At 71.0% G+C, this 17,539-nt stretch carries 19 protein-coding genes; 6 read left to right on the top strand and 13 right to left on the bottom strand.

The genetic code is table 11. From position 1 onward, the window contains the following. Positions 1-265 precede the first annotated feature (265 nt). Positions 266-559 carry a hypothetical protein gene (locus ACZ7HQ_RS00645; RefSeq protein ID WP_470982857.1) on the top strand — a complete coding sequence of 98 codons (294 nt, stop codon included), beginning with the start codon at positions 266-268 and terminating at the stop codon, positions 557-559. A 134-nt stretch (positions 560-693) separates the two neighbouring features. Here the strand turns inward: ACZ7HQ_RS00645 and ACZ7HQ_RS00640 are convergent, their stop codons facing one another. The 10 genes from ACZ7HQ_RS00640 to ACZ7HQ_RS00595 form a co-directional block, all read right to left on the bottom strand. After that, positions 694-1,083 carry a hypothetical protein gene (locus tag ACZ7HQ_RS00640; RefSeq protein ID WP_470982855.1) on the bottom strand — a complete coding sequence of 130 codons (390 nt, stop codon included), beginning with the start codon at positions 1,081-1,083 and terminating at the stop codon, positions 694-696. 340 nt (positions 1,084-1,423) lie between these two features. Then, a complete protein-coding gene (locus ACZ7HQ_RS00635) occupies positions 1,424-1,687 on the bottom strand; it encodes a hypothetical protein (protein ID WP_470982852.1) in 264 nt (87 codons plus the stop codon). Positions 1,688-1,834: 147 nt separating this feature from the next. After that, positions 1,835-2,167 (bottom strand): hypothetical protein, encoded by a 333-nt coding sequence (locus tag ACZ7HQ_RS00630; protein WP_470982849.1) that lies wholly within the window; start codon positions 2,165-2,167, stop codon positions 1,835-1,837. Between the two features lie 113 nt (positions 2,168-2,280). Continuing rightward, a complete protein-coding gene (locus ACZ7HQ_RS00625) occupies positions 2,281-2,526 on the bottom strand; it encodes a hypothetical protein (RefSeq protein ID WP_470982848.1) in 246 nt (81 codons plus the stop codon). A gap of 214 nt (positions 2,527-2,740) precedes the next feature. Beyond that, on the bottom strand, positions 2,741-4,150 hold the full coding sequence (locus ACZ7HQ_RS00620) for a condensation domain-containing protein (RefSeq protein ID WP_470982846.1): 1,410 nt from the start codon (positions 4,148-4,150) through the stop codon (positions 2,741-2,743). A 273-nt stretch (positions 4,151-4,423) separates the two neighbouring features. Continuing rightward, positions 4,424-5,290, bottom strand: a complete 867-nt coding sequence (locus ACZ7HQ_RS00615; protein ID WP_470982843.1) for a tyrosinase family protein — start codon at positions 5,288-5,290, stop codon at positions 4,424-4,426. Then, the gene (locus ACZ7HQ_RS00610) at positions 5,274-5,771 is read right to left on the bottom strand and encodes a tyrosinase family oxidase copper chaperone (RefSeq protein WP_470982842.1); all 498 of its coding nucleotides are present in this window, start codon (positions 5,769-5,771) and stop codon (positions 5,274-5,276) included. Before ACZ7HQ_RS00610 ends, ACZ7HQ_RS00615 begins: the two co-directional genes overlap by 17 nt. Positions 5,772-5,881: 110 nt before the next feature. Continuing rightward, positions 5,882-6,178 carry a hypothetical protein gene (locus tag ACZ7HQ_RS00605; protein WP_470982839.1) on the bottom strand — a complete coding sequence of 99 codons (297 nt, stop codon included), beginning with the start codon at positions 6,176-6,178 and terminating at the stop codon, positions 5,882-5,884. Next, a complete protein-coding gene (locus ACZ7HQ_RS00600; RefSeq protein WP_470982837.1) occupies positions 6,178-6,474 on the bottom strand; it encodes a hypothetical protein in 297 nt (98 codons plus the stop codon). Before ACZ7HQ_RS00600 ends, ACZ7HQ_RS00605 begins: the two co-directional genes overlap by 1 nt. Before the next feature lie 397 nt (positions 6,475-6,871). Further along, the gene (locus ACZ7HQ_RS00595) at positions 6,872-7,504 is read right to left on the bottom strand and encodes a hypothetical protein (RefSeq protein ID WP_470982834.1); all 633 of its coding nucleotides are present in this window, start codon (positions 7,502-7,504) and stop codon (positions 6,872-6,874) included. A gap of 306 nt (positions 7,505-7,810) precedes the next feature. Here ACZ7HQ_RS00595 and ACZ7HQ_RS00590 point away from each other — a divergent pair, with 306 nt between their 5' ends. After that, positions 7,811-9,730 (top strand): AMP-dependent synthetase/ligase, encoded by a 1,920-nt coding sequence (locus ACZ7HQ_RS00590; RefSeq protein ID WP_470982832.1) that lies wholly within the window; start codon positions 7,811-7,813, stop codon positions 9,728-9,730. 344 nt (positions 9,731-10,074) lie between these two features. Then, on the top strand, positions 10,075-10,509 hold the full coding sequence (locus ACZ7HQ_RS00585; protein WP_470982829.1) for an LPXTG cell wall anchor domain-containing protein: 435 nt from the start codon (positions 10,075-10,077) through the stop codon (positions 10,507-10,509). 148 nt (positions 10,510-10,657) lie between these two features. On the opposite strand, the gene ACZ7HQ_RS00580 is transcribed toward ACZ7HQ_RS00585, so the two are convergent. Then, positions 10,658-11,530: a beta-1,6-N-acetylglucosaminyltransferase gene (locus tag ACZ7HQ_RS00580; protein WP_470982828.1), complete on the bottom strand. Its 873-nt coding sequence runs from the start codon at positions 11,528-11,530 to the stop codon at positions 10,658-10,660. Positions 11,531-11,802: 272 nt separating this feature from the next. On the opposite strand from ACZ7HQ_RS00580, the gene ACZ7HQ_RS00575 reads away from it, so the two are divergent. From ACZ7HQ_RS00575 to ACZ7HQ_RS00565, 3 genes are read left to right on the top strand one after another with little or no spacing between them, the layout of a single operon-like run. Next, positions 11,803-13,275, top strand: coding sequence for a sugar transferase (locus ACZ7HQ_RS00575; protein WP_470982826.1), 1,473 nt, complete (start codon positions 11,803-11,805; stop codon positions 13,273-13,275). Positions 13,276-13,288: 13 nt separating this feature from the next. Further along, the gene (locus ACZ7HQ_RS00570; protein ID WP_470982824.1) at positions 13,289-13,855 is read left to right on the top strand and encodes an LbetaH domain-containing protein; all 567 of its coding nucleotides are present in this window, start codon (positions 13,289-13,291) and stop codon (positions 13,853-13,855) included. Further along, positions 13,852-14,985, top strand: a complete 1,134-nt coding sequence (locus tag ACZ7HQ_RS00565; protein WP_470982822.1) for a glycosyltransferase — start codon at positions 13,852-13,854, stop codon at positions 14,983-14,985. The genes ACZ7HQ_RS00570 and ACZ7HQ_RS00565 overlap by 4 nt, the downstream gene beginning before the upstream one ends. A gap of 273 nt (positions 14,986-15,258) precedes the next feature. Here the strand turns inward: ACZ7HQ_RS00565 and ACZ7HQ_RS00560 are convergent, their stop codons facing one another. Further along, positions 15,259-16,458 (bottom strand): glycosyltransferase family 4 protein, encoded by a 1,200-nt coding sequence (locus tag ACZ7HQ_RS00560; RefSeq protein ID WP_470982820.1) that lies wholly within the window; start codon positions 16,456-16,458, stop codon positions 15,259-15,261. Positions 16,459-16,485: 27 nt separating this feature from the next. Next, positions 16,486-17,466, bottom strand: coding sequence for an NAD-dependent epimerase/dehydratase family protein (locus tag ACZ7HQ_RS00555; protein ID WP_470982818.1), 981 nt, complete (start codon positions 17,464-17,466; stop codon positions 16,486-16,488). Positions 17,467-17,539: the final 73 nt, after the last annotated feature.

Genomic DNA, 17,539 nt, shown 5'->3' with positions numbered 1-17,539 from the left:
CCCCATCTCGCCCCGACCAGGGACGAAAAAAACACCCCCTCCGAAACGAATCGTCGGGGAGAAGACGGAGGGGAAACGACCCCCGCCCCAGACCCCGCGGGCTCGGCCCCGGGCCCTTTTTTTGCGTCTATGGGCATTCAGGGTGACAGGAATTACGAATTCGGCGCGTCGCCGATTGCCTTTGGTTATTTCGTATTAGCCTCCATAACCGTACGAAGTCGATCTGTCACGGATCGAATCCACTTCATCACCCACCGGAGATGACATGCACAAGCTCCGTAAGGCTGCCGTCCTGGTCGCCGCTCTCGGGAGCATCGGGCTCCTGAGCGCCGGCGCTGCCCACGCCGACCAGGGCTGGCGCAAGGGCGGCGACAGTGACCGCTTCAGCGTCCTGCAGAGCACCACCTGCAGGTCGCACGACGGCAACGTCGACGTCCTCGGCGAGGTCGGCATCGCCAACGGCCTGGGCGGCAACCTGCTGAACGGCGAGGGCAACCCGGGGGCGCAGGAGTCGTCCCTCGGCTCGAACATGGGCTGCAACAACGCCGTCGGAAAGTAAGTCGGAATCCTCCCCGGTGTCCCGGCCGCAGGCCGGGACACCGGGGAATTCCATGTCGGCGCGGGCCCCTGCGGCCAGGAAACAGAAATGCCGGACCGGGAGTGATCCCGGTCCGGCATTGTGCTGGCCGCGCGTCAGAAGTCGATACGAGGCTTCCGGAACTCAGGCACGGCGATCTGCGGCTTCTTGAAGTGAGGCTTCTTGAAGCCCTTGGGCAAGTGGGCCTTGTTGTTGCAGTCCACAACCGGCCCGACGTCCCTCGATCCGCCGCCCAGCAGGGTGTCGTCGGGAAACACCACGCGCGGCCGGTCGGTGACCGAGCAGGCGCGCTCCTGCTTGATGGCGTGGGTGCCGTGCTTGTCGACGTGGGCCTCGCTCTTGCGCACGCAGATGGTGTCGCCCAGAACGGTGTTCCTGCACTCGCTCTTGGGTTCGTCGGCGTGCGCGTATGCGCCGCCGACACAGATCACGGCGAGACTTCCGACGAGCCCCGAAACGGTCGCGATCTTCTGCCGAGTGAACATGTGCGTTCCTTTGCCATGGAGGCCCGGGCGACGACGCCGTCGACCGGCGTGCACCCGGGCCTTGGAGAAAGTCGAACGTGGGACTCGGCGCCGTGACGCGTGGTCAGATGCGTCCGGCGACGACACGGCCGCAGCCCGGACGCGCACCCTGAGGTGTCTGCCGCGCGTCCGGGCTGCCTTCGCCATGGGATATTGCTCAGCACACCGGCGAACCATCCGAATTGATCCAGGACAGGGAAGGTTCAGTGCGTACGATGTGCATGTCGTGCTCCAAAGGGGTGTCGATGCGCGACGACCGCAGCGTGCTCATACGTGCGCATCGAGACCTTGGTGATTCTTCTTACTGCTGCTGCTGACCGTTGTCGGACGGAGCGGAGTACTGGCCGTAACCCTCCTCGGGCGCGGCGGTTTCCTTCTGGCCGCCACCGGGCTGCGGAGTGAAGTAACCGCCCCACGTGGCCACGGCGTTGGCCGACGAGTTGGCCACGGCGTTGATCTGCGGAGGGGTGTCGTCGTAGCCGCCGGCGAAGCTGACGCCGACGCCCAGGGTGGACAGTCCCGCAACCGCCGCGGCTACGACTGCAGCGCGCTGAAACTTACGCATGGTTTGACCCTTTCTTACCCGGGCATGAAGCCCTGGCTTGACTACTTAGTGTGAGCATATACACACGGTCGGTAGCAATTTGGGATCTTCTCCATACGTCGTGTCGGCCTGCGCCGAGAAATACACCGGAAGGTTCCGTCCGGAGGTTCAGCCGAACATGTCAGGCAATTCCATCTTGGTGTCGCCCTTCTCGGGCGCCGGCGCCCTGCAGGTCACCTCGGGTCCGATGCGCATCGTCCCGTTGCCGAGGGCGGCGGGCAGCAGCAGGGGCTGCGTCGGCATGCAGTTCTCCTGGTGCGGGATGGTCCCGTCCTCGGGCAACTCACCCTGGATCCGCTGGATGCAGCTGACGTTGCCCTGGATGTCGCGCGTACAGATGCCAGGGCCGCCCGCGGCGTAGACCTGGGCAACACCGGCGCAGGTCACGGCGAGTCCGCCAACTAGCCCCGAAACAGCCGCGATCTTCTTTCTACTGAGCATGTGAAGCGTTTCCCTTTCGAGATTCAGTCAACCGGCCCGGCGTGCAGGGAACCCTTCGGGAGACGACCCGAAGGGTTCCGCGGAGGGCGTCGTACGCGTGGACGCCGCCGGCCTCAGCCAGTGAAGGCGTTGTTGAACTGGCCGCAGGTGGTCTCCAGGGTCTGGGCGAGACCGAGCACGCCGATCGGGAGGTTGCCGTCGGCCACCGTCTGCGGGCTGCACTCCTGGTAGGGGCGGTAGAGGTCGTTCACCTCCAGTCCGCCGGCGTGGGCGTAGGCGGTACCGGCGGCACCCCCGACGGCGGAGAGACCGCCGGCCGCCGCCACTGCTGCGATCACGACCTGCTGAAGCTTGCGCATGGAACCCTCGGCTCTTCATTGCTTGTTACGTCGAGGCTGATTGCCTACCGTGACTGACTGAACACTAGCAGTAGCGATACTCGGTATTCCACTTTGCCGGATATCCGTGTCTGAAAGGGGACATGAGCGCGAATACCTCGTCCGCTCGTGACAACTACCCTGTTCCGGCGGCGGGTTGATCAACGCGAATATGAAATACGGAAGTTGTTTGGTATTACGAGAATGACGGTTCCGCGGCCCGGATGCGATCGGGTGCGGGCACGGACACGATGACGTCCCGCAACGCCTCGATGTACCGCCGGATGTTCTTGTAGGCGACATCGGTGTCGGGGTAGCGGCAGGCGAGCCACAGACCCTCGTGCAGCCGGTTGACCCAGACGCACACCTGGTCGCCGTACGAGACCCGGATCAGCCCGTACGCCCTCTGGTCCGTCCAGCGGGCCGAGCCGGGGGCGACGCGGGCGTCGACGTACGAGACGATCGAGTACAGATCGGGCGAGGTCGGCCGGAAGTCCGCGCCGAGCAGGCGCAGTACCCGGGCCAGCGGCATCCGCGCCAGCGACCGGTTGGCCTGCAGTTCGGCGCGGACCGCGGTGAGCGCGGTGTCGAAGTCCCGGGTCGCGGGCACCTCGATCGGCGCGCCGCCGACGTACCAGCCCACAGAGTCCGACCACGCTGATTTCACCCGGGTGTGGAACGGCACGACCGTGCGGTAGACCGGCTGCCCCCCGAGTTGGTGCACGATCAGGCTGGTCGCGGCCAGGACCCCCACCATGCTGCCGCCGTAGGGCCGGCAGTACGCCTCGAACGCGGCGGCCGCGTCCGCGTCCACGAACGGCTCGCGCAGCAACCGCTGGGCGGGCAGTGCGCCACCGGGGCGCAGGCCGAGGTCGACGGGGAAGTCCGGAAGCTTCCCGCCGCACCGGGCGATGAACTCCCGCCAGCGGGCGACGATCACGTGGGTGTCGTCGATGCCGTCCGCGTTGGCTCGCTCCTGCTCACAGAAGTCGACGTAGCTGCCCGCGGGATGACCGGCCAGGGACCCGCCCGCGACGTCCGCCTGATACAACGCGCGGATCTCGTCCGGGATGCGCTGGACGGAGTAGGCGTCGACGTTGGTGTGGTCGAAGGCCAGGTACACGCTGGTGGAATCGTCGCGGACGACCGCCGCGTAGATGAGGTTCGGCCAGCCGAGCGCGTCCGCCGCGACGTCGAACCGGTCCTGCAGATACCGGACCAGGGTGTCCGCGTCGGCGAAGTCGCCGACCACCTCGCGGTGCAGCGACACGTCCTTCGCGTCGAGTGTGAACCGGTGCATGTCGTCGCCGGCCCATCGGAAGCCGCTGCGCAGCGTCTCGTGCCGGAGCGTCCAGCCGCGCAACGACCTTTCCAGCGCGTCCAGATCGGCTCGACCGGGCAGATCGAACGCGCCGACCCAGGTCGGCACGAACAGTCCGTCCTCGCGCACCGACCGGGCGGTTCTGATGTGCGACTCCTGGATGTACGCCGGCGGCCGCGGATCCGGCGGCAACGCTGCCGCGGCCGCGACGGTCGCCGGGCTGAACGTCCACTCGACGAGCCGTCCGGGCCGGACTTCGCAGCGCTGAATGTCAGAAATTCGCACGGGGGGCGTCTCCTTCGCAGAAGACACAGACTTGATCAAGGGCAAGCGGTGTGCGAGCGGCGGGTCGCCGTGTCGGCGGCTTTTCAGCGGTACGTGTGAAGGCTCGAACGGCGAAGCGATCAGCCGGCGGTGACCGGGCGGGCCAAGCCGGTTGTCCGTGCTGGACGGTGAACGTGCCTGCCATCGGCGGGAGTTGTGGGGCCGGCCGGGGAGGAGCGCGGTGTCGTGCACCGGCGCTCCTCCCGCATCATCTCCGCCGGGAACCGGGCCGCCTCACTCGTACCGGTAGATCCCGCTCATGTCCTCCAGTTGGTCCGGCGTCACGTCCCACGGGGGCAGTCGCTGGTGGCGGGCCACGATCCGGCCGTGCTGGGTGTCGCGCGCGCCGGGCGGCTCGGCCGGGAGGTAGCGGTGCTCGCGGTGCCGCTGCTGCCAGCGGGTCCACTGCAGGTCGACGAAGGAGTGGTGCAGCCAGAAGACGGGGTCGTTGACGGAGGCGCCGCCGACCATGACGCCGCCGACCCAGCGGTGCACCCGGTTGTGGTTGTGCCAGGAGACGCTGCCCCGGCCCGGTGCCCACCCCTCCAGTTTGTTGCGGAAACCGTGGGTGACCGTCGAGTCCCAGGGCGCCGTGTCGTAGGCCGGGTCGGCCAGCGCCGACTCCAGGTCGCCGGCGGTCGGCAGCTGGATGGGGTTGCGGGCGCGACCGAGGTCACGGGTGAGGTAATGCCGGTCGGTCACGCCCTCGTTGAGCCGCCAGTGGCCCGCCCGGTAGGCGAACGGGCCGGTCATCACCTGCCGGTCCGAGCGCCGCCCGTTGCCGCCCATCAGGTCGTCGGTCCACGGCAGGGAGGTGGCCGTGCGATCACGGGTCCAGTCCCAGTACGGCACCGTCACCGACGCGTCCACCCGGCGCAGCGCCCGCTCCAGTTCCAGCAGCAGCTTGCGGTGCCAGGGCAGGAAGGAGGGTGTCATGTGCGCGGTGCGCAGCCCGCGTTCACCGTCGGGGGTGTTGTACGTGATGTGCATCCGTACGAACTCGTCGTACTCACCACGCCGTTTGACCTCCAGCAGGGAGTCCACGAACCGGCGCCGTTCGGTGCGGGTCAGCCTGCCGATGTTCTTACGCGTGTACACCATGCCCTCCGCCTCCTTCCTCCTGCGCCGGTCCCCCGCCCATCGGTCCCGGTGCCAGGTCGCGCAACTGCTCTTCGGGTCCCATCTCGTCGACCGCTCCGCGGGCCGCGGCGAGCGGGGTCGCGTACGAGCGGTAGTGGTCGACCATGCTCAGCCAACTGCCGTCGGCGCGGCGCATCAGGTGCAGGGCGCGGCCGTCGATCGTGACCTTCCACTGGGCGTCGGCCCGGCGGGAGGTGCGGAGTTCGACGCCGCGGATGTGGCGCCCGCGGTAGGTCTCGTCGAAGGCGCCGGCCTGCCGGCCGTCGTCCGGGGTGGGCGGCCGTCCGCAGGCCGCGGCCACCGGGGCGAGCGCCACGCCGACGGCCGAGGCGAGCAGCCTCCGCGTCACGTCCCGCCGCGTTCCGCCCCGGGGCCGCGCTCCGCCCGCGACCGGCGTCCCGCGCTGCCCGCCCCCCGGCACTCCGCCGACGCCTAGAACCATCGTTCACTCCTCGTCCGGTTCGGTTGTCCGATGCCGTAACCGCCGGACGGCCCCGCCGGTCACCGACGTGCGGCCGGACCGGTGACCCGGGCGGCGAGCCCGGGGGGTGGTCAACGGGTCCAGAAGTCCCACCAACGGGTCAGGACGAGCATGCCGACGACTCCGGTGTGCCGCAGGGGCAGCACCCAGGTGAACTCGCCGAGGAACGCCCGCAGCCGGGACTCGAACTGCAGCCACGACACCGGGTTCGGGCTGCATCCCGGGGTGAAGTCCGGGTTCTCCAGCAGCTTGAACTTGTCGAGGGTGATGACCCAGGAGGCCAGCAGCCCGGCCGCGCCCGTGGTTACCAGCAGCAGCGCGAAGCCGCGGTTGCCGCCCGCCGTCCGGGGTGCCGGCGCCGCCGCCATCAGGCGTCCGGGCCGGGGGGCGGTACGACGGTGTGGACCGCGGCCCGCACGGGCTCCCCGGCGCGGCCGGCCACGGCCGGACCCTCCGGTGGAGCGCCGCACCGGGCGGAGTGGGACGTGCCGTGGGCCGAGCCGGGGACAACCGCCCGGCCCTCCTCCGCCGGCAGCGGAACCGACTGCTCCTCCATCAGCAGCGGCCCCGCCCGGACCTTCCCCGCCGGCATCGGGGCCGTCCGGCCGGGACGGGCCGGACCGGCGAAGCCGCGAAGCCGCATGCCGGCGGGCGCTGAGGTCACCGCGCGACCCTATCGGCACCGGGCGCAACGGCCCGTCGGACGCTCACCCGACCGGAGCAGAGCGGCCGGCGCTCCACACGATCGGCGCACGGCACGGGGACGTCGACCGGCCGGGGTCCAGTGCCGCACCCCTCGATCAGGGACCCGCGGGGACACCCCGACCAGGCCACGGTGAGGCACCCGGACCAGGGCACCTTGGGCCCCACGACCGGGGCACGCGAGGCGCCCCCGGGCAGGGCGCCGTGGGACGCCCCACGGCCCAAGCCACCGTGAGGCGCCCCCGGTCACGGCAGGAGGGGCGCCCCCCGGTCGACGCGCCGCAGCGGGCTCGGCCAGGGCCGCCGCTGCGGTGCGGCCCTGGTCGGGTCGCTGCGGTGCGGCCCGGGACGGTGTCTCGTCAGGAGGACGGCACCGTCGGTGTGGGTACCGGCAGGCCCGGCAGTGAGGGCAGTGTCGGCAGTCCCGGCAGGTTGGGAGCGGGCAGGCCGCCGGAGAGCAGTAGGGCGGCGAGGTAGTTGACCAGGCCGGTCAGCACCGCGGTGGCCGCCGGGGCGACCTGGGCGGCGTCGCCGGACGTGATGGCCTTCAGCAGGGCGTCCAGCGCCTTGGTGAGGTTGGCGAGCGCGTCGCTCGCGAGGTCGGCGCGCGTCCCGGCCCTGGCGTCCGTCTTGGCGAGCGGGGACAGCGGGCCGGCGGCCGTCGGGGTGGCCGGCGCCGCCGCGGTGACCTTGGCGATGGCGTCCTTGGCGGCCTGGACGAGGGCGGTGGCCTGGTCGGCGGGGAGTTGGCCGTTGTCGGCCTTGAGCACCGCGTTGAGCAGGTCGGTGACCGGGGTGACGACGATCCCGAGCTTGGCGAGGAGCGTGACCTGCGCGAGGAGCGCGTCCGCGCCGGGGACGGGCGCGTGGGACGCCGTGTGGACGCGGTCACGGGTGGAGTCGGCCGCCACGGCGGCCGGGCCGGTGACACCGGCCAGGAGGGCGGCGCACAGCGCGGTGCACGCGATGCGCCGGACGGGTGGACCACCCATGGAAGTTCCTTTCAACGGTGCGTGGGATGGTGCGTGGGATCCTGTGCCCACCGTGAGATCACCTCCCGGCATCCGCAACCGGCCAGGGATGCGAAGCGGCTGACTTATCGTCAGAGCCTGCCAGTCCTTGCTGGTCAGACGGTCCGTCAGGGCCATCTCGGGGATTTGTCGCACCGCCCGCCCATTCGGGGCAACCCCCTGGGGATTCCGCACGCCCGACCCATTGACCAACTCGTACGCGTGAGTAAGTTGACTTCGCAGTAAGTCCGCGTGGGCACGTCAGCCGAGCCGCGACCGGGAGCCGTCATGGGCGTACGCAGGGATCTGAAACGGGCGCAGCGGCGCACCGACTTGGCGGCGCGTACGCGGATCGAGCTGGTCAGGGACGAGACCGGCACCGTGCGCGAGGTCCGCACCGCCCCCCTGGCGTCCCCGAGCACCGGCGGCAGCACCGCCGACATCCCGTTCACCAACGCGGAGGCGGCCCCCGCTGCGGTCGTCCTGCGCCGCAGAGCCGACGGCGTCTGGCGCCCGGTGACCGCCGCGGCCTTCGCGGACGAGGTCACCGCCGTCGCCAGGGGGCTGATCGCCGCCGGTCTCGAACCCGGCGGCCGGGTCGCCGTGATGTCCCGCACCCGCTACGAGTGGACGGTCCTGGACTTCGCGGTCTGGGCCGCCGGCGGCCAGACCGTCCCCGTCTACGCCACCTCCTCCGCCGAGCAGGTGGAGTGGATCGTCCGCGACTCCGGCGCCCGCTTCGTCGTCGCCGAGACGGACGGGAACGCCGAGACGGTCGGCACCGCTACGGCCCGCCACCCCGAACCGCCGGCCGTCCTCACCATCGACGCGGGTGCGCTCGCCGGCCTCGCCGCCCTGGGCCGGGACGTCCCCGGCGAGGAGGTCACCAAGCGCCGTACCGCCCTGACGCCCGACACCGTGGCCACGATCTGCTACACCTCCGGCACCACCGGACGGCCCAAGGGCTGCGTGCTCACCCACGCCAACCTGCACGCCGAGGCGGCCAACACGGTCGAGCTGCTCCATCCAATCTTCAAGGAGGTGACCGGCCAGACCGCCTCCACGCTCCTGTTCCTGCCGCTCGCCCACATCCTGGGCCGCACCCTGCAGATCGCCTGTCTGCTCGCCCGGATCGAGCTGGGCCACTGCCCGAGCGTCAGGCCGGACGAACTGCGCCCGATGCTCCGGGAGTTCCGGCCCACCTTCCTGGTCGGCGTGCCGTACCTCTTCGAGAAGATCCACGACACCGGGCGCGCCACCGCGGAGAGGATCGGCCGGGGTGCGTCCTTCGACCGCGCGGACCGCGTCGGGGTGCGTTTCGGGGAGGCGTACCTGAACAAGTTCCTCGGCACGGGCAAGGGCCCGGGGATCGGCCTGTACGCGGCCTGGGCGCTGTACGACCTGCTGGTCTACCGGCGCATCCGCAAGGAACTCGGCGGCCGGATGCGCTACGCCATCAGCGGCGGCTCCCCGCTCGACCGCGATCTCAACCTCTTCTTCTACGCGGCGGGCGTCATCGTCTACGAGGGCTACGGCCTGACCGAGACCACCGCCGCCGCCACCCTCGTCCCGCCGCTGAGGCCCCGCCCGGGCTCGGTCGGACTGCCGGTGCCCGGCACGGCCGTGCGCATCGCCGACGACGGCGAGGTCCTCGTCAAGGGCGGGGTGGTGTTCGGGTCGTACCTGAACAACGCGGCGGCCTCGGAGGCGGTGTTGACGGACGGCTGGTTCGCCACGGGTGACCTCGGCTCCCTCGACGGCGACGGCTATCTCACCATCACCGGGCGCAAGAAGGACATCCTCATCACCTCCGGCGGCAAGAACGTCTCTCCGGCCGTCCTGGAGGACCGTCTGCGCAGCCGTGCGCCCATCGGCCAGTGCCTCGTCGTCGGTGACAACCGCCCCTTCGTCGCGGCTCTGGTCACGCTCGACCCCGAGGCGGTGGCCCACTGGCTGGCGGTCCGCAGGATGCCCGCGGACACCCCGGTGCGGGAGGTCATCCGGGACCCGCGGATGCGCGCCGATGTGCAGCGGGCCGTGGACTACGCCAACGAGGCCGTCTCACGGGCCGAGTCGATCCGCGCCTTCGTGCTCGTCGAGGGCCAGTTCAGCGAGGAGAACGGGCTGCTCACCCCGTCCCTGAAGGTCAGGCGGCAGGCGGTGACGGCCGCGTACGCGGAGCAGATCGAGGCGCTGTACGGTAGGTGAGGTTCTCGCACAGGTGCGGGCAATCGGGTGAATTCCTCAGCATTTGGCGCCTCTCGGTATCTTCGGGCCTTCATATCTCGTTCACAGTCCGCAGGTCGTGGCGCGTGTGAACGTGCGGCATGACGGTCCCCGCGACGACCCTGCGGAACCCGGCAATCAGGAAGGCCGGATCAGCGGCCGACGCCGGCTTCCCCTTCCCGCCTGAGAGAAAGACAACGAGAGTGCGACAGACCCTGACCAAGGGATTGGTCGTGGCCGCCGCCGCGACAAGCGCCCTGACTCTGTCCGGCACATGGGCGTTCGCGGACTCCGGTCCGCAGGCGACAGGGGCAGACTCACACACCGTGCTGTCGGGCGATACGGCTCCCCAGCAGGTCATTCCCGGTGAGTCCAGTGCCCTGCGGGCGATCGCGCGTGCCCAGGCCGCCGTGCAGCAGGCGCACAGGGAGGCGGGGGTCACGGCCCCGGCCTCCGACAGCCCCACGACGGAGGCGAGCGACCAGGGCTACGGCGACGACGAGCCGAGTGAGGAGCCCTGCGCCTGCTACGGCGAGGACACGCCCACGCCCACCCCCACCAAGGCGGCGCCACCGCCCCGCACGCACCCGGCCCCCAAGCCCACTCCCTCGGTGACACCGCCCGTGCGGCGGACCCCGCCGCCCCCGGAGCTGGCCAAGACCGGCTCGGAGACCACCATCGGAGCCATGGCCGCCAGCGGCGCGCTGCTGGCCGCCGGAACCGTCCTGTACCGGCGGGGCCGGGCCGCAGCCCGTCGATAGTGCACCGGGGGGGGGGGGGGGGGGGCCCGGGCCCCCCCCCCCCCCCCCCCCCCCCCCCTTTCCCCCCCCTCCCCCCCCCCCCCCCCCCCCCCCCCCCCCCACCCCTGTGTTCTCCCTCCGTGCGCTGCGCCTCCCGGTGCACCCCGGGTCACGTTCGTCTGTCGAGGGCGTCGAGCAACTCCGCCGACCGGGATGACGCGACCTTGCGGGTGAAGAACATGCGGGAGGCTTCGATCGCCGGGAGATCGGCGAGGGTCCGGGTGCCCTTGAGCTGCCGGTCCAGGTGGTGGAAGTTGGTGAAGTCGGCGGTGATGCGCCCGGCTCTCGGCCGGAGTTCCGGGTCCTCCACCTCGTTGCGCCAGCCGCTGTTCCACACAAGCGTGTGGAAGAACATCTCGTCGGGCGCGAGCGTCGTACGGAACAAGCTCTCCCAGTAGGGATCCTCGGCCTTGCCCAGCAGGTCCGCGACGCAGTCGGCGGTCAGCGCCGTCCACTGGCTCCCCGCCACCGGCTCGACGTCACCGAAGAAGGAACGCCTGCGTCGGGGGGTCACCTCCGAGACCGTTCTCCGCAGCAGGGCGCGGGGAAGGTAGGTCGGGCCCGGGCCGATCGGAAGCGCGTCCAGGTACCACCTCTTGAGAACCCGTCCCTCGTAGGCCCCGCCGTCGAGCAGGGGTGCCGCCCGGCAGTGCTGCCGGAAGGGGGCCGAAGCAAGATGGCCGGCGAACTCGCCCACCGGCCGGGCGGGGTAGCACTGCCCGGACAGCAGGACGATGTGATCGCACGGCTGTGCCAGCCGCAGCGCCGTGCGGTACAGGGCGAGCGTGGCCCGGACGACGGAGAAACCTCCCCATCGAACAGCGACCCGCTCCCGGACGTACGTGACCCGGGGCACCCCCGCGAAGTCGTCACCTCGTGACCGGGCGTCCACGTGGACGACCACCGGGTACGGCGCCAGCCGCTCGACCAGCCGGGCGAACAGCTCGGGCTCGGTGTGCGCGAGCACGGCAAATACCGGCATCGTTCTCTCCTCCCTCGGTCCACCGGCTCCTCCCTCACGGTGATCGCGCGGCCGTGGGTCATCTCGCGGGCTCGCTGGTGCGGGGCGGCGATGTCCCCCGAATGGCACGCCGCCGGCGAACCGCACGACAGGGAGGCAGCACCGGGGTCGACTCAGCTGATGAGTCGTCAATGCCCTGACCACACCCTCGTACCGAATGACATTGTTTTGTGAAGAATGCCTGATATAAGTAGTGGCCGACGACAGCGACTGGGGGCTTCTGAAGGAGAGCCATGGGGCGGTCCACCAACGCGGTGTCAGGGCAGGCGCCCGTCTCCACGCCGTACAGCACTCCTCACCGCGAAGGCACACGGACCCATGGGTACGGCACGCTCTCCGTCTGCGTGGATCTCGTAGGGGCGATGCTGCCCGTGACGGCGGCGATCACGCAGAGCCGGGAGCCGGGTGCGCTGCTCGTGGCCGCTGCCGCCGCCGTGCTGTGGCCGCTGATCGGGGTGGCGAGCAAGCGCTACGCGTCCGGGGTCTGGGCCGACGCGGCCGATCTGCGGGCCGTCCTGAGGGACTGGCTGATCCTGGTCGGTGCCCTGGCCGTGCTGCGTGTCCTGTGCGGCCTGAACAACGGTCACCTCGAGGCCTTCGCCCCCCTGCTGCCCACGCTGTTCCTCACCGCGACGTGCCAGAAGGTGATCCGCCGCCGGCTGCGGGCCGCGTGCAGGGACGCCCGCGTTCTGCGCCGTGTCCTGGTCGTCGGCGAGGGCCCCCTGGTGGACGCCGTGGTCGCGCAGCTCGCCCAGCGCACCGACCACGGGTACGTCGTCGTCGGCGCCTGCGCGGTGGGCGAGTGCCCGGTGTCCTCGGGCGTCACCGTGTGCGTACGGCTGGCCGGTGAGGTGCCTCAGCCCCCGGAGACGGACGCGGCGGGGGTGCTCGGCGCCGTCGACGAGGTCGCGGCCGACCTGGTCTTCGTGGCGGTGAGCCGGCACATGTCGGGCGAGCGGCTGCGCCGGCTGTCCTGGGCGCTGCACGACCGGGGCTGTCCCCTCGTCGTACTGCCCGGCATCGTCGACGTCGCCCGCCGCCGGCTCCGGGCGACGTCCGCCGCCGGGCTGACCATGCTGCACATCGCACCGCCCGCGCGCCGCGGGCTCCCGGCACTGTTCAAGGCCGTCGTGGACCGGGTGGGCGCCCTGCTGCTGATCGTCCTGTTCGCTCCCCTGCTGCTCTCCGTGGCACTGGCGGTGCGGCTCGGCTCACCCGGCCCGGCCCTGTACCGGCAGACGCGCGTGGGCCGGTGCAACACGCATTTCTCCATGTGGAAGTTCCGCACGATGGTGGTCGACGCGGACCGTCTCAAGTGCGAGCTGGAGGAGGCGAACGAGAGCGACGGGCACATGTTCAAGATGCGCCGTGACCCACGGATCACCCCGGTCGGACGCATCCTGCGCCGCTACTCGCTCGACGAGCTGCCCCAGCTGTTCAACGTCCTGCTCGGTCACATGTCGCTGGTGGGGCCGCGTCCCCCGCTGCCCGAAGAGGTCGTCAAGTACAACCGGGTGGAACGGCGCCGGCTCACCGTCAAGCCGGGACTGACGGGGCTGTGGCAGGTGAGCGGACGGGCGGACCTCTCCTGGAACGAGACCGTCGCGCTCGATCTGCGGTACATCGACAACTGGTCCCTGGCCGGGGACGTCAACGTGATGGCCCGCACCGTGCGAGCGGTACTGGACGGCCAGGGCGCCTACTGAAAGGTACAGCGTCATGGCAGCGACATGGTCCCTGCGCGGCTTCACCGGTGCCGGCTACGCCAAGGGGCGTCCCCTGCTCGTCCAGGCGGCCTGGTTCGCCGTCCTCCACCTCCTCTTCGTCAAGTGGTGGTTCCCGGCCCGCTGGCGTCCGCCGCTGCTGCGGGCCTTCGGCGCCCGCATCGGACAGCGGGTGCTGATCCGGCACGGGGTGCGGGTGCACTGGCCGTGGAAGCTGGAGGTCGGCGACGACGTGTGGATCGGCGAGAGCGCCTGGATCCTCAACCTGGAACACGTCACGATCGGCCACGACTGCTGCGTCTCACAGAACGCGCTGCTGTGCACGGGCAGCCATCTGCGCCGTTCGCCCACGTTCGAGTTCGACAACGGTCCCATCCGGCTGGAGCCGGGCAGCTGGGTCGCCGCACGGGCGGTCGTCCTGCGCGGCGTCACGGTGGGCCGGGGCGCCGTGGTGGGCGCCGGCGCGGTGGCCCACCGGGACCTGGCCCCCGGCACGGTCCTGACGCCAGGCGGTACGCCGGCATCGGCCCGGACCGCACCCACGAGAGGAGTCAGGGCATGAGAGTGGTCCAGGTGGTCACGCTCGTCAGCGAGGGCGGAGCCTTCGGGGGGCCGCCGAGCGTGGCGGTCGCCCAACTGCAGGAGATGGCCGCACGGGGGCACGACGTGGAGCTGGTGGCGTTGTGGCGGGGCAGGACGCCGGCGCCCCGGCGCATCGGCGGCATCCCCTTCGTCTCCCGCCCGGCGCGGACCGTGGTCCCCGGCCGGGGTTATCTCGGCCTCATGCACCCGTTGCTGCTGTGGGATCTGTGGCGAACCATGGGGCGGCGCGCGGAGGCCGTTCACCTGCATGTGGGAAGGGATCTGGTGTCCCTGGCCGCGCTCGCCGTCGCACGGCTGCGGTGCACCGACTTCGTCGTCCAGACACACGGCATGGTCGAGCCCCGGACGGGTGTCGCCGCGCGTCTCTTCGACCGCGCCTTCGTCCCCCTGCTCCGGCGGGCCCGCTGCTGTCTCGTCCTCACCGAGGAGGAGCAGCGGGCCCTGGCCACGGTGCTCGGGCCCAAGGCGCCTGCACTGGTGAGGCTGGGCAACGGCATGCCCGCGCCCCGCCGTGGGGTGGACGAGCGACCGCGCGGCGGCCACCACGTGCTCTTCCTCGCCCGGCTCCATCCGCGCAAACGCCCGGAGAACTTCGTCGAGATGGCCGCCCTGGTCCACAAGGAGATCCCCGAGGCGCGGTTCACCCTCTACGGAACGGACGAGGGATCGCTGCGGCCGGTGAACCAGCTCATCGCCGACCGCGGACTGGACGACGTGGTCCACTACGGCGGCGCACTGGACCACTCCGCGGCGCTGGAGGCCTACCGCAGGGCCACCGTCTACGTCCTGCCCAGCGTGAACGAGCCGTTCGGCATGACCGTTCTGGAAGCGCTGACCGAAGGAACACCCGTCGTGTGCACGGACAGCTGCGGCATCGCGGAGGAACTGACCAGCAGACAGGCGGCAATGGTCACCGACGCCAGCCCCCAGGCCCTGGCCACGGCCGTGATCCAACTCCTCGGCGACGAATCGCTCCGCCGCCGCCTGGTCGAGGCCGGTTACCGGGCGATCGAGGAGGTCTTCTCCATCCACGCGGTGGTGGACCGCCTGGAACGGATCTACCGGGGATCGTTGCCGGTGGGGGGATAGGTCACGGGGGATCGCTCGACGCGATGGCAGCCCATGCAGGGGACGGGCCCCGTCGGAGGGGCCGGTTCCTGGCCGATGAAGCCCCCGGCCGGGGGATCAGCCCCGGCGGCCGCACCCGGCCCCGGCGCCCCTCCTGCCCCCGGCCCGGCGGCCCCACCCGGCAAGGGACCGTCCCCGCAAGGGACCGTCCCCGCAAGGGACCGTCCCGTAGGGGACCGTTCGGCAAAGCACGGGCCGGCGAGCAGGGGCCGCCGGACGGCATGGGCGGCCGGGTCAGTGGGCCGGGGTGCCGGTCGCCGTGCTGAGGATGTCCTCGAAGCGGGAGGCGGAACGCTCCAGGGTGAACTCCCGCTCGGCCAGGACGCGGCTCTGCTTGCCCAGGGCCGCGGCGTGTTCCGGGTCGGACAGGACGTCACGGACCCAGGCGGCGGCCTCCTCCAGCGAGGACTCGTGCGGTGGGAAGACCGCCGAGCCGGCCTGCCGCAACAGCTGGGCGGCCAGGTTCTCGGCGGGCATCAGGCCGAGCACCGGACGCCCGGCGCACAGGTACGACAGGGTCTTCGACGGGACCGAGAACATCCCGGCGTCCCCTTCGAGAAGAACGACGAGTACATCGCCGGTGCCCAGCACCTCCGGCAGCCGCCGGTAGGGCTGGAAGGGCAGCAGGGTCAGCTCGACCCCGCGGGCGGCGGCGGCCGCCTCGAGGACGGGCACGGCCGGGCCCTCGTTGACGACCACCAGCCGCACCCGCTCGCCCCGCAGCCGCAGGCGCTCCGCCAGCTGCACCAACAGCACGGGGTTGTGCTTCAGACCGAGCGTGCCGGCGTAGAGCAGGGTCCTCACCCCGGTCAGCCGCTGCTCCTGCGCCCACGCGTTGGCCCTGGCCACGGGAACGATCTCGTCCAGCGGCGCCCAGTTGGGGATCACGGTGACCTTGTCGGCGGTGCCCCACTCCCGGTGCACCCGCACGAAGGAGTCGGCGATCACCACGATGGCCGCGGCCTGCCGTGCGGCCCACTTCTCGCCGGCGCCGAACACCTTCGCGGCGACACCCATCGCGCCCGCGACATCGGCGGCGGCGAAGCGCTGGAGCGCGACGGCGGTGATGTCCTGGTGCCACAGCACCCAGGGGATGCGCAGCCGCTTCAGGACGGCCGCGGTCACGGTGAGGACCGGGATCGGCAGGTTGGACAGCAGCACCACGTCGGGCCTGGCGCGTGCGACCTGCCGGGCCAGTTCGACGCCCAGCCGGGTCTCCTGGACCAGCCGGTGCGCGTAGGCCTGCTTCCTCAGCACCGTGCGCTCGCCGATGGTGGTGAAGCGCAGGCCGGCGACGTCCGCCCCGAGGTCACCCTTGCCGCTGAGATAGGCCGCGCAGGTCGAGTGGACCACCGCGTGCCCGCGCCGTGCCAGCTCCCGGCTGAGCTGGGCCTGGAAGGGGTGACCGCTGTAGTCGTGAACGAAGATCCTCATCGGCTTGTCGCGTCCTCGCACCGGGGCTCAGCCGTGCGCGCGCTTCACCTGGTCGTAGACCCAGGCATAGGTCCTCTCCAGGCCGCTGACCAGGGAGACCGAGGGCTCCCAGCCGTAGATCTCGCGGATCAGGGTGTTGTCGGAGTTGCGGCCGCGCACGCCTTGCGGGGCGTCGAGCCGGTGGCTGCGTACGCAGCGGATGCCCGCGATCTGCTCGACGACGTCCACGAGCTGATTGATGGTCACCAGTTCCGACGAGCCGAGGTTGACCGGTACGCCACTGTCCCCGCGCATGATCATCTGGGTGCCGTGCAGACAGTCGTCGATGTACATGAAGGAACGGGTCTGCTGTCCGTCGCCCCAGATCTCGATCCGGTGGTCGCCGCAGAGCACGGCCTCGGCCACCTTGCGGCACACCGCGGCCGGGGCCTTCTCCCGGCCGCCGGCCCATGTGCCGTGCGGGCCGTAGACGTTGTGGTAGCGGGCGACGCGGGTGGTGAACCCGTAGTCCTCCGCGTAGTGCCGGCACATGCGCTCCGAGAAGAGCTTCTCCCAGCCGTAGCCGTCCTCCGGCTGCGCCGGATAGGCGTCCTGCTCCCTCAGCGCGGTGACGTTCGGGTCGGTCTGCTTCCCGGCGGCGTAGACGCAGGCGGAGGAGGAGTAGAAGTAGCGCTCCACACCGGCCTCGTGCGCGGCCTGCAGCATGTGGGTGCTGGTGAGCACCGACATCATGCACGCGGCCTTGTTGTTCTCGATGAAGCCCATGCCGCCCATGTCCGCGGCCAGCATGTACACGTGCCGGGCCCCCTGGACGCCGCTGCGCGCGCCGTCCAGGAGCGAGAGGTCCGCGATCACGTTCTCCGCGCCCTCGTGGACCTGGTGCCAGGCGCGCAGGGGCTTGATGTCGATGGAGCGGACCGTCAGTCCCTGGTCGAGGAGCGCGCCCACGAGGTGCCCGCCGATGAATCCCCCGCCACCGGCTACGACGGCGTCGACCTGCTTGTTCATGGACAACTCCTCTGGCGAAGCGGGGATTTGGGGTAGGGCCGGCCGTGTCCTCACCGGACTTCCGCTCGCACAG

This window comes from Streptomyces sp. NPDC037290, from assembly GCF_055603245.1.
This window is presented reverse-complemented; position numbering and strand designations above follow the sequence as displayed.

Bases quoted from the DNA above. Each gene is read 5' to 3' on its own strand.
- ACZ7HQ_RS00645 (WP_470982857.1), top strand. From the start codon at position 266: ATGCACAAGCTCCGTAAGGCTGCCGTCCTGGTCGCCGCTCTCGGGAGC.
- ACZ7HQ_RS00640 (WP_470982855.1), bottom strand. From the start codon at position 1,083: ATGTTCACTCGGCAGAAGATCGCGACCGTTTCGGGGCTCGTCGGAAGT.
- ACZ7HQ_RS00635 (WP_470982852.1), bottom strand. From the start codon at position 1,687: ATGCGTAAGTTTCAGCGCGCTGCAGTCGTAGCCGCGGCGGTTGCGGGA.
- ACZ7HQ_RS00630 (WP_470982849.1), bottom strand. From the start codon at position 2,167: ATGCTCAGTAGAAAGAAGATCGCGGCTGTTTCGGGGCTAGTTGGCGGA.
- ACZ7HQ_RS00625 (WP_470982848.1), bottom strand. From the start codon at position 2,526: ATGCGCAAGCTTCAGCAGGTCGTGATCGCAGCAGTGGCGGCGGCCGGC.
- ACZ7HQ_RS00615 (WP_470982843.1), bottom strand. From the start codon at position 5,290: ATGGTGTACACGCGTAAGAACATCGGCAGGCTGACCCGCACCGAACGG.
- ACZ7HQ_RS00610 (WP_470982842.1), bottom strand. From the start codon at position 5,771: ATGGTTCTAGGCGTCGGCGGAGTGCCGGGGGGCGGGCAGCGCGGGACG.
- ACZ7HQ_RS00605 (WP_470982839.1), bottom strand. From the start codon at position 6,178: ATGGCGGCGGCGCCGGCACCCCGGACGGCGGGCGGCAACCGCGGCTTC.
- ACZ7HQ_RS00595 (WP_470982834.1), bottom strand. From the start codon at position 7,504: ATGGGTGGTCCACCCGTCCGGCGCATCGCGTGCACCGCGCTGTGCGCC.
- ACZ7HQ_RS00590 (WP_470982832.1), top strand. From the start codon at position 7,811: ATGGGCGTACGCAGGGATCTGAAACGGGCGCAGCGGCGCACCGACTTG.
- ACZ7HQ_RS00580 (WP_470982828.1), bottom strand. From the start codon at position 11,530: ATGCCGGTATTTGCCGTGCTCGCGCACACCGAGCCCGAGCTGTTCGCC.
- ACZ7HQ_RS00575 (WP_470982826.1), top strand. From the start codon at position 11,803: ATGGGGCGGTCCACCAACGCGGTGTCAGGGCAGGCGCCCGTCTCCACG.
- ACZ7HQ_RS00570 (WP_470982824.1), top strand. From the start codon at position 13,289: ATGGCAGCGACATGGTCCCTGCGCGGCTTCACCGGTGCCGGCTACGCC.
- ACZ7HQ_RS00565 (WP_470982822.1), top strand. From the start codon at position 13,852: ATGAGAGTGGTCCAGGTGGTCACGCTCGTCAGCGAGGGCGGAGCCTTC.
- ACZ7HQ_RS00560 (WP_470982820.1), bottom strand. From the start codon at position 16,458: ATGAGGATCTTCGTTCACGACTACAGCGGTCACCCCTTCCAGGCCCAG.
- ACZ7HQ_RS00555 (WP_470982818.1), bottom strand. From the start codon at position 17,466: ATGAACAAGCAGGTCGACGCCGTCGTAGCCGGTGGCGGGGGATTCATC.